The 2,370-nt window shown below is 70.7% G+C and carries 4 protein-coding genes and 1 pseudogene; all 5 read left to right on the forward strand.

The features are described 5' to 3' along the window. Positions 1 to 10: 10 nt before the first annotated feature. Positions 11 to 601 (forward strand): 50S ribosomal protein L21, encoded by a 591-nt coding sequence (rplU, locus tag Q0L11_RS19010; protein ID WP_296599326.1) that lies wholly within the window; start codon positions 11 to 13, stop codon positions 599 to 601. A gap of 31 nt (positions 602 to 632) precedes the next feature. Next, a complete protein-coding gene (gene rpmA / locus Q0L11_RS19015) occupies positions 633 to 908 on the forward strand; it encodes a 50S ribosomal protein L27 (RefSeq protein WP_296599322.1) in 276 nt (91 codons plus the stop codon). 137 nt (positions 909 to 1,045) lie between these two features. Then, on the forward strand, positions 1,046 to 1,582 hold the full coding sequence (locus Q0L11_RS19020) for a GNAT family N-acetyltransferase (protein ID WP_296599324.1): 537 nt from the start codon (positions 1,046 to 1,048) through the stop codon (positions 1,580 to 1,582). 19 nt (positions 1,583 to 1,601) lie between these two features. Then, the gene (locus tag Q0L11_RS19025; protein ID WP_296599325.1) at positions 1,602 to 2,141 is read left to right on the forward strand and encodes a biotin transporter BioY; all 540 of its coding nucleotides are present in this window, start codon (positions 1,602 to 1,604) and stop codon (positions 2,139 to 2,141) included. Beyond that, positions 2,138 to 2,370 (forward strand): annotated as a pseudogene (gene obgE, locus Q0L11_RS19030) (GTPase ObgE); the annotation flags it as partial. The gene Q0L11_RS19025 and the pseudogene obgE, both read left to right, overlap by 4 nt.

The following is a 2,370-nucleotide window of genomic DNA, read 5'->3' on the forward strand; positions in this document are numbered from 1 at the left end:
GGCGCGAACGATGTACGCGGTGATCAAGACCGGCGGCAAGCAGTACCGGGTCCAGCCCGGCGACCTGCTGGTTGTCGAAAAGCTCGAAGGCGAAGCCGGCGCGGCCGTCTCCTTCGGCGAAGTGCTCATGCTGGGCGATGGCGAAGCCGTCACCGTCGGCGCGCCCCTGGTGGACGGCGCCTCGGTCGCTGCGACGCTGATCGAGACCCGCAAGGGCGACAAGGTGAAGATCTTCAAGAAGATCCGTCGCCAGGGCTATCGCCGCACCCGCGGTCACCGCCAGCACGAGACCGTCCTGCGCGTCACCGGCATCACCGCCGGCGGCAAGGAAACCAAGTGGGACGGCACGGTTTCGCTGACCACCAAGGCCGAGCTCGACGCCCGCGCCCGTGGCCTGGATTTCGCGACCCTCAACGTCTCGAAGAAGGCGCTGAAGGCCGGCGCTGCGGCCCCGGCCGCCGAGAAGCCCGCCGCGAAGGCGAAGGCGGCTCCGAAGGCCAAGGCCGAAGCGGCTCCGGCCGCCGAAGCCGCCGAAGCCAAGCCGAAGAAAGCCGCGGCGCCGAAGAAGGCCGCCGCCAAGAAGGACGACGCCGCCGAGTAATCGGTCGGCTCAGTAAGGACAGGAGCAACCCATGGCTCACAAAAAATCCGGTGGTTCGTCCCGTAACGGCCGCGACTCCGCGGGTCGCCGTCTCGGCGTGAAGAAGTTCGGCGGCGAAGCCATCAACGCCGGTTCGATCATCGTACGTCAGCGCGGCACCAAGTTCTGGCCGGGCGAGAACGTGGGCATGGGCAAGGACCATACCCTTTTCGCGCTCGTCACCGGCGCGGTGAAGTTCGTGACCAAGGCGAAGAACCGAACCTACGCCACGGTGGTCCCGGCCGAGAAGATCGTCGCAGCCGAATAGGCGGACCCTCCTCTCTCCAGGTCCGCCACACCAAATGAGGCGGACCGGACACAAGACGACCTTTCGCGGGGAGTCCGGTCAGCCGGGCTCCCCGCTGTCGTTTTCAGGGCGCCGCTAGAGCGCCGGGAGGTACGAAGATGTGCGCACTGAATGTCCGGCCCGTGGTCGCCACCGAGCGGCTGTTGCTGCGTGGCCCGACGGCGGCCGACGTGGCGCCGATCACCGAACTGGCCAACGACCTGGGCGTGGCGGGCATGACCTCGCGCCTGCCGTACCCATACGCCCAGGCCGACGCCGAGGCGCTCGTCGGTTCGGTGGCGCGCATGAACCCGCGCACCGATGCGGCCTTCGCCGTCGAGCATCGCGACTTCGGCGTGATCGGCATGCTGGGCTTCCATGAGATGGCTCCCGGGCGCCAGGAGCTCGGCTACTGGCTCGGGCGGCCCTTCTGGGGCCGCGGCTACGCGACCGAGGCGGTGGCCGGCGCGCTGCGCTGGGCCAGGTCGGACTGGCGCAAGAACGTGGTGTGGGCGGGTCACTTCGCCGACAACCGCGCCGCCGGCCAGGTGCTGTGCAAGGCGGGCTTCCTCTACACCGGCGACGTCGAGCCGCGCCCCAGCGCCGGCCGCGGCGGCGCCGAGGCGCCTACCCGCATGATGGTCTGGCTGGCCTAAGGCTGGTAAGCGCTCCGTCATGACCGCCGCCGCCTCCCGCCGCTCCTCCGCTTCCGGCCACGCCCTGCCCGTGCAGGCGGCGATCGTCGTGGCGGGTGTGGTGGCGATGGCGGCGGCGGGACGGTTCTCGATTCCGATCGGCCCCGTCCCGATCACGCTGCAGACCTACGCGCTGTTCGTGCTGGCCGGCCTGTTCGGCGGGCGGCTGGCGCTGGGGATCGTCGTCGCGTGGCTGGGCTGCGCCGCGTTCGGCCTGCCGGTGCTGGCGGGCGGCGCCGCGGGCTGGAAGGCCATCGCCGGCCACTCCGCCGGCTTCCTGGCCGGCATGGCGGCGGCGGCCTGGGTCTGCGGCGAGGCCGCGCCCAAGGCCAAGGGCTGGATCGCCCTTACCGCCCTCTTCGTCGCCGGCCACGTCATCGTTCTCGCCGTGGGGTGGGCGGGGCTCGCCAGCTTCATGGGCGCGCGTCCCGCTTTCGACAGCGGCATCCTTCCCCTTCTGCCCGGCGCGGCCGCCAAGTCGCTCGCCGCCGCGCTCACCGTCCGGCTGGTTTCCCGATGAAGTTCCTCGATCAGGTCAAGGTCTACGTTCGCAGCGGCAACGGGGGCGGCGGCGCCGTCTCGTTCCGGCGCGAGAAGTACATCGAATACGGCGGTCCCGACGGCGGTGACGGCGGCCGGGGCGGTGACGTCTGGATCGAGGCGGTCGAAGGCCTGAACACCCTCATCGACTACCGCTACCAGCAGCATTTCCGCGCCGGCACCGGCGTCCACGGCATGGGCCGCAACCG

This window comes from Phenylobacterium sp. (assembly GCF_024508875.1).
In the GTDB taxonomy this organism is placed as follows: Bacteria; Pseudomonadota; Alphaproteobacteria; order Caulobacterales; family Caulobacteraceae; genus Phenylobacterium.

What these genes read in the sequence shown, in the direction of transcription:
- rplU (WP_296599326.1), top strand. Translation starts at nt 11, where the DNA reads ATGTACGCGGTGATCAAGACCGGCGGCAAGCAGTACCGGGTCCAGCCC.
- rpmA (WP_296599322.1), top strand. Translation starts at nt 633, where the DNA reads ATGGCTCACAAAAAATCCGGTGGTTCGTCCCGTAACGGCCGCGACTCC.
- Q0L11_RS19020 (WP_296599324.1), top strand. Translation starts at nt 1,046, where the DNA reads ATGTGCGCACTGAATGTCCGGCCCGTGGTCGCCACCGAGCGGCTGTTG.
- Q0L11_RS19025 (WP_296599325.1), top strand. Translation starts at nt 1,602, where the DNA reads ATGACCGCCGCCGCCTCCCGCCGCTCCTCCGCTTCCGGCCACGCCCTG.